The organism is Nesterenkonia haasae (assembly GCF_010119385.1).
In the GTDB taxonomy this organism is placed as follows: domain Bacteria; phylum Actinomycetota; class Actinomycetes; order Actinomycetales; family Micrococcaceae; genus Nesterenkonia; species Nesterenkonia haasae.
In genome coordinates, this window is sequence record NZ_VFIE01000023.1 from 128267 (window position 1) to 135060 (window position 6794).

Below are 6794 nucleotides of genomic sequence, written 5' to 3' on the forward strand. Positions count from 1 at the left end.
GGAGCGATGCTGATGACGAGCACAGAGGCTATGGAAGAGATTCGCGTGCCCGAACTGACCCCCGGCGCGCAGCGGATCCTGGAGGTCGCCTCCGACCTGTTCTACCGCCACGGCATACATGCGGTGGGGGTGGACAGCATCGCCAGGGAATCGGGCATCACCAAGCGCACCCTCTATGACCGGTTCGGCTCCAAGGACGTGCTCGTCGCGGTCTACCTTCAGGCCCGTCATCAGGAGTGGTGGCAGCGCCTGGAAGAGCGGATTGCAGAGGCTTCGTCACCGCGGGTGCTTGCCGTATTCGATGCTTATGCCGATGACGAACTGGACTCTCACCGTGGGTGCGCGTTCCTCAACGCCGCCGGCGAGCTACCCACAGGCCATCCGGCCTACCGCGTGATTCGGGCGCACAAACAGGCTATGCGTGGACGCCTGGTGGAACTCGTTCGTGCCGACTGTACCGATGCCGTTGACCCCGAGGCGCTGGCGGAGCACTTCTTCCTATTACTGGAGGGGGCCGTTGCCCACCGCGGCATCGAGGGCAACAACGACTTACTCGCCACCGCGCGACAACTTGCTGAACGTCTCCTCTTGTAGGGCCGCGGCGCCCAAGCAGATGACAGAACGCTCAAGGCTCATCCTAGAAAGGTGGGCGAACCTGGATCCACCACGTGAAGGATTCGAACGTACGTCGACACTCCCGAAAGGCAGTGCCACCATGAACCTCCGCACCATCGCCAGCGCCGCAGCGGTAGCCGTCCTGGCTCTGACAGCCTGTAGTCCTTCTCAGAGCAACTCCGAGGCTGCGCCAGATCCCACCCGGAGCGCCGGCGCCTCCGTGACAGCTGAAGAGCCACCGGAGCCCGACGACGAAACCAGTGACTCTGATACCAGCCAGTCCGTTACCGCCTCTGTGGACCCGCACGAACGCGACACAGAGCCTCTTTCAGAAGACCACCTTGCAGCAGGGGTGGAGATGCCGGACTGTGTCGCAGAGCGAAACGACATATGGGTACATCCTGACACCGTCTACGACGACGACGCCCTCGCCTTGTTCTGCCCGGAAAACGAAGTGCTGATCCAGTGCACAGACCAAGCCGCATTGGAGGAGAACGCAGGACACCACCCAGCGGGGTGGCCGGCGGATTGGGAAGAGGGTGAGCCCCTGCCGGATCCTGAGTGCCATCCTGACTTCATTGAGATCTACCAGTGGGATCAATTCGGTGAGTTCCACGCCTGCTGGGAGGGACTCGAAACCAGCAGTCTGGTGCGAGTTCCGTCGCTGTCAGATCAGGATGTATATGACTCTGAGTGGGAACGATCCCAGCTGCGCGCTGAATGGGAGAACCCGGACCCGGACTGCAACTCTGGGGATCCGGCTGATTCAGAGCCCTGGGAAGGCGAGTAAGCCTCAAAACCCGTTTCAGCGTCTGGCTTGCCGCGTTCATCGACCTTCAAATGATGGGCGAGCTGATGTTCAAGAGGTTGCCCCTAGGGGGTGATAGCGAAGACGGTGCGAAAAAGGGTGTTGAAATGCGACCCTATTCACTGTCAGGAAGAATCACTACACTTTCTGTGACGTAGGTGCGACCATCGATGATCTCCACGATGGGGTCGTCGAACATGATCACCCCCTCGTGGTTGGCGGTGTATCCAAGCGCACGCGCTGCCTCGACCAGCTCCCAATTATCTGCGGGATCCGCTTGCTCGGCCAGCGCTAGAACTTCAGCGTCCCGTGCGCCGTCGTCAAGGGCCTCCTCCCAATCGGCGTAGTCACCTGAGATCCCAAGGGACAAGGAAATCCCGAGAACAGAGAATACAAAGCCAAGGATGCTTGGCATGGACTTCCAATCCGGCCGTAGCTCCACGTTCACCCCCTCTCTCTCTGGCGTCTCAGAGTCTCTACGAACTGAGGTCCAAAACGTGCAGAACCCAGTCAAATCACCCTCACACGACATTCAGCTGAACACAAGGGTTTGTTGGGCTGAGCGCAGCTCTGCCACCGACACATACGGAGAGAGGGGCTAACAGGTGGCACGCGTTGCGCGACTCACTGCCTTAGTGCGGATTCTTCAGGACTTAGTATTCATCAGGTCACGGCCCGGTACTGCTCCGTGGCTCCGGTCACCGTCGCGAGCCAGTAAGAGTCTTCATCGTCAGTACTCACGAGGATGTCACTCTCGTTGGGCGTGATGTCTGGTGCATTTCGAGCCATAGTTGTCATACCGTTCTTGCACTGGAACGTGCCGATGTCAACGGGTTCCCCATCAATGCTCACCTCTAGTGTGGTCTCGCCGATACAGTAAATGGTCAGAGCGTAGCCCTCGTCGAGGTCGAAGGTGAAGTCCGGGACTTGCGCCGATCCCTGGGCCAGTCCGGAGGCTTCGTGAGACGAAGCATGGTGTTCAGATAACAATCGAAACCACCACCTCGCCTAAGCTCGATGTCCTTTGTGCTATCCCACGAGGAGGTGGTCTCGATGGCATCGCTCGTCGTCCGCGGTCTTGAAGAATCCGTCAAGAAACAACTCGACGCTCAGGCTAAGGATCACGACCTCTCCATGGCGGCTGAAGTCCGCCACATTCTCACCCAGGCAGCGCGCCGGCCTCACGTCGGATTAACGCTGATGTACGCAGCTCAGGAGACCGGCGGAGTCGAAGGACTCCCGGTGCCTCGCAGAATTGCGCGCCTGTTGGACGGCGAGCGCAAGTCCGCACTGACCACGGCACTCAACGTAGACCTTGAGTCATATCCTCAGAATCAGGCGATCTTGCCGTTCGATGACGTCGCCGCCGAAGAGTAAACAGGAGGCCTTCTCGCCCGGCGCGGAACGTCAGAGACTTCACCGGTGTCGGTCTGGAACTCGTTGACCCTTGGAACGTCTGAACGCAATTTCAGTCTCCATGTGTTTCGTTTCCCCTGGATTGGGTCTGCTGCCCGCGCTCTGAGCCCGCCCGTGGAATTGCATCCACACCCATCCTGATGAATTTGGTTCCCGATCCATGATCGTAGGGGCTCTCAAATGTCTTGGGACGGCGGCTGAGACTCAGCAGCCATGAGCCTGAGGAGCTCGAGCAGGTGCTTGACAGATGGTTGACCAGTCAAGATTTTCTTGTAACGCACAGCGAGCGTTCTGGTGGGAGTGGGGTTGGCAATCGGAATCATCGCTACGCTTCCGGGCTGGCTGCGAGCACTTTCAAAGCCGAGCTTGGGCAGCACTGTGATGCCGCTTCCCGTCTGCACAAATGCCACGGCGGAAGCATAGTCATGGGTTTCAAGGCGGAACGCCGGACTGTACCCCTGGGCAGCACAAGCGTCCAATAGGATCTGTCGGCAGATGCCCTGGGTCATGTCGTTGTCGACCCATGCCTCTTCCCGTAGGTCTTTGAGCGCCAGTTCGTCCTTTTCTGCTGCCCAGTGCTGTGCAGGTACGACTGCGACATAGGGATCATCCAGGAGCGTCATGGAGTGATAATCCGGCAGTTCTCGGACTCCTGCATAGTCAACGTATATTTCGACATCAGCTTTAGCGCCGGAGGTCTGCAGAGATTCCCACAAACGAAGATGCAGACTCAGATGTGGGAACTGTTCAGCAAGTGCCGAAGCGATGGCAGGAATCCACGTCAGCCCCACAGACGCAATATGAGCCAGGGTGAGTGTTCCGGTCCGGCCACGCTTGAGCTCTGCGACATATTCCTCAACTTCAGCAGCGTGAGCAAGCAGCCCTTCAGCTTTCTGCGCGAGGAGTTCTCCCGCTGCAGTGGGGGCAACCCTGCGTCCGGTGCGTTCCAGCAACACAACACCCGTCTCGCGCTGAAGAGTCTGAAGCTGCTGGCTGATGGCCGAAGACGTGTAGCCCAAGTTTGCTGCCGCACCATTGACAGTTCCCTCTGCAAGGACCGCCCGGAAAATTCGCAATCGATGAAGATCAAGCACACCACACATTGTACAGTTCTACTACGTGATTAGTTAGAAATATTCGCTTGTGCTGAATTATCAAGTCGCGCAGGATTGGGTTCCATGACCCAACTGACGAAGAACCCAGCGCCCACCCAGATTTTGGCCGTTGGTGCGATTATCGGAACGGTGATCATGTGGGCATCTGCCTTCGTACTGGCTCGTGGGATTGCTCCCGAGCTCTCCCCGCTGCCGTTGGCACTTCTGCGCCTTTTGGCGGGGGTTGTGGTCCTCACTGGTCTACTCGCGCTCTCACGCCGCGCTTCCTTGTTCTTACCCAACCGACGCGCGTTGCTCTTCGCAACCGGCTATGGAATCCTCTGGTTCGCCCTCTACACGGTCGCGTTCAACTGGGCACATCACTTCGCCGACGCTGGAACGGTGTCACTCATCGTTAACGTGAACCCGTTACTCGTGGCGATCGGGGCAGGCTTGTTCTTCAACGAACGCATATCCCGACGCCTCCTCACCGGCATGGCGATCTCCCTGATGGGCATAGGACTCATCACCGCCGCTGGAGGCACTGAAGCGCTAGCGGCCTCGGGAATTCTGCTGGCCCTTCTTGCAGCATTTCTCTTCGCTGGAGGCACACTGGTGCAGAAGCTCGCACTGCGAGAAACCAGCCCGTTGACTGCTACCTGGCTTGGCTGCGTGGCCGGCACTGTCTCACTGCTTCCTTTCCTCGGGCAGACAATCCAGGAAGTCTCAGTGGCGTCCTCGACCACCCTCATCGCAGCGCTCTACTTAGGCGTTGGCCCCACGGCACTTGCTTTCTGGTTCTGGGGTTACGCGATGACACGCTTCCCCGCAGGACGAGTGGCGTCGTTCGCCCTCACCGTACCCGCCATCGTCGTCGTCATGTCAGCACTCTTCCTCCATGAACTACCACCAAGCCTGGCGATCATCGGCGGTGCCATCTCGCTTCTCGGTGTCGGCGTCGCACAATGGAAATCCAGACGCTACCCGAGGAACGAGATCCGCTGACCACGACTGCGACTGCACAAACGAGAATAGATCCTCGGGTTGCAATTTTGTCCCTGACCGGCTTCACCGCTTGAAAATCTGCTTCCCTCACCCTCGAGGACGTCCTGTGGTTTCCAAACGAGCAGCAGTACGACTCAAGCGCTCCATGTATCTTGGGTGGGGTCCCCTCGAGTCCACACTTGGACTCGTAGCGACGCTGCTCGACGAAGCCAAGACGACGCTATGAGGATGCCGTGAAAAACTCCTGAACCTTACCAGCAAGCTGTCAGGTGGCCCAAACCAAGAGAAGGTTGCCCTTGAGCTCTCGTGGGAGCTCAAGGGGGATCCTATTTCAGACGATTACACGTCCAGTGAAATCTCCGCAGAGCGCCTGTTCGCAAAGTGGCTCAGGAAGCCTGATATCGAGAATGCTCAGAATCTAAGAATCGATTGGGTGGTCCTTCCCGTGGGGGAGGACGCCCCGTTCAGGGGGGAGGATGAAGACTTCCTCTCTTTTTATACTTGGCCGGTGCACAGCGAAACGGGTGAGCGTCTCAACTGGACGCAGGTGCCTGTCCAGGACAAGGGTTGGAGCGCGGAGTGCCAGGACAAGGGGGGCTTTATCCAAGAGTTCCCAGGCTGGAAGCCTTCTCCGTTGCAGCGGAATTTGCACCTACCAACCCTGCTCAGTGCCATCGGATAAATTCGCCGCCGCCGCGAGGTCGTGAACCTCAGTGGGCGTCTCTGAATCCTAGCGTCCGAGCAGTCCGAACTCAGGCGTCTAACCCTTGGACTGCAAGGCTATGGACCAGACTCCTCTGCCAACCAAAGGTCTCCAGGATCATCTGTAGGTAGGGTGCATACATGGTGGATGTCTGGGCAGAGGGCGTGCCCAACTGGATCATGGCCGGCAGCACCCTGTTCACAGCAGGGGTCGCAAGCGTGGCTGCGTTCTTTGCGTACAGAGCAGCGAACTGGACTAAAAAACAGGCCGAAGCCTCCCAGGACCAGGTGGAGAACGCGCGGAAGGCGCTGGAGGTCGCACACCAGGATGCGGAGGTGGCCAAAGCAACGTCGGAGAGTCAACGCGCCGAGGCTGACCGCTCCCATCGCCTGCTCGTGCAGGCCCAGCTAGACGCTCTCGCCCCCGTCGTATTGGCGAAAGCCTCGCCGACAGACCAAACACCACCTGGGAGACACTTCTTTCTCTGGATGCGTCGCGATACAAGGAGTTCGGGAGGGAACCTAGGTGCGTGGAAAGCGGTCACCGAAAAGCTCGAGCTGCCGCGCGAGGAGAAGTATCGTTTCAAGTTCAGTGTGCACTTGGCTTTCGAGAACGTCTCGGACGCCGTGGCGCGCGTGGACATCCTGGACACCACCGGCGGAAAGTTTCCCGACTTCCGTGAAGGAACCATGCCCTTCACAGTGGTGCCTCCACACGAGGAGCGCGGCATCGTTTGGACCCGCGAGTGGTCCTCTGATGGCTTGCTCCGCGAGGGCGTCCCTTTCGACCCTATGAATGAGAGTTTCCACATCCGCTTTGAGGTTCGCGACCAGGGTCTGAACGTATGTGACACCTACGAGTTCCTCACACGCCTAGGGTTCTTCTCCCGAGACGGATCCCGCCTCATCGTGAAGCCGCGACGGACATTCCCCAACGACGAGGGCGTAGCCACCCCAGTCCCAGGACGTAGGTACGAACGCTTGGACGACTGACTCGCCTTCAGTTTGGTCCTCTTCTACGGTCATGCGTCAGGCAGTCGGTACTTAGGATGTTTCACCGCTTGCGGGTCCATACGATGAAGCCGAGGACAGTCAAGAGAACGCCGTGCCCTATCCAAAAGAGCTGGAGCCAATGCCCCGGATCGGGAGTAAAT

At 58.8% G+C, this 6794-nt stretch carries 8 protein-coding genes; 5 read left to right on the plus strand and 3 right to left on the minus strand.

Translation table 11 applies throughout. The features are described 5' to 3' along the window. Positions 1-12: 12 nt before the first annotated feature. Together FH975_RS11805 and FH975_RS11810 are read left to right on the plus strand one after the other, a co-directional pair. Positions 13-594, plus strand: coding sequence for a TetR/AcrR family transcriptional regulator (locus tag FH975_RS11805; protein ID WP_235928687.1), 582 nt, complete (start codon positions 13-15; stop codon positions 592-594). A 121-nt stretch (positions 595-715) separates the two neighbouring features. After that, entirely contained in the window at positions 716-1405 is a 690-nt protein-coding gene (locus FH975_RS11810) for a hypothetical protein (protein WP_162321496.1), read from the plus strand. Positions 1406-1538: 133 nt separating this feature from the next. On the opposite strand, the gene FH975_RS11815 is transcribed toward FH975_RS11810, so the two are convergent. Then, a complete protein-coding gene (locus FH975_RS11815; RefSeq protein WP_162321497.1) occupies positions 1539-1838 on the minus strand; it encodes a hypothetical protein in 300 nt (99 codons plus the stop codon). Between the two features lie 248 nt (positions 1839-2086). Further along, positions 2087-2413, minus strand: a complete 327-nt coding sequence (locus tag FH975_RS11820) for a hypothetical protein (protein ID WP_162321498.1) — start codon at positions 2411-2413, stop codon at positions 2087-2089. Positions 2414-2476: 63 nt separating this feature from the next. On the opposite strand from FH975_RS11820, the gene FH975_RS11825 reads away from it, so the two are divergent. Further along, the gene (locus FH975_RS11825; RefSeq protein WP_202923215.1) at positions 2477-2800 is read left to right on the plus strand and encodes a FitA-like ribbon-helix-helix domain-containing protein; all 324 of its coding nucleotides are present in this window, start codon (positions 2477-2479) and stop codon (positions 2798-2800) included. A 215-nt stretch (positions 2801-3015) separates the two neighbouring features. On the opposite strand, the gene FH975_RS11830 is transcribed toward FH975_RS11825, so the two are convergent. After that, the gene (locus FH975_RS11830; protein ID WP_162321499.1) at positions 3016-3933 is read right to left on the minus strand and encodes a LysR family transcriptional regulator; all 918 of its coding nucleotides are present in this window, start codon (positions 3931-3933) and stop codon (positions 3016-3018) included. An 84-nt stretch (positions 3934-4017) separates the two neighbouring features. Between FH975_RS11830 and FH975_RS11835 the strand changes: the two genes are divergently transcribed. Together FH975_RS11835 and FH975_RS11840 are read left to right on the plus strand one after the other, a co-directional pair. Then, on the plus strand, positions 4018-4938 hold the full coding sequence (locus FH975_RS11835; protein WP_162321500.1) for a DMT family transporter: 921 nt from the start codon (positions 4018-4020) through the stop codon (positions 4936-4938). Positions 4939-5781: 843 nt separating this feature from the next. Further along, on the plus strand, positions 5782-6633 hold the full coding sequence (locus FH975_RS11840; protein ID WP_162321501.1) for a hypothetical protein: 852 nt from the start codon (positions 5782-5784) through the stop codon (positions 6631-6633). Positions 6634-6794 lie beyond the last annotated feature (161 nt).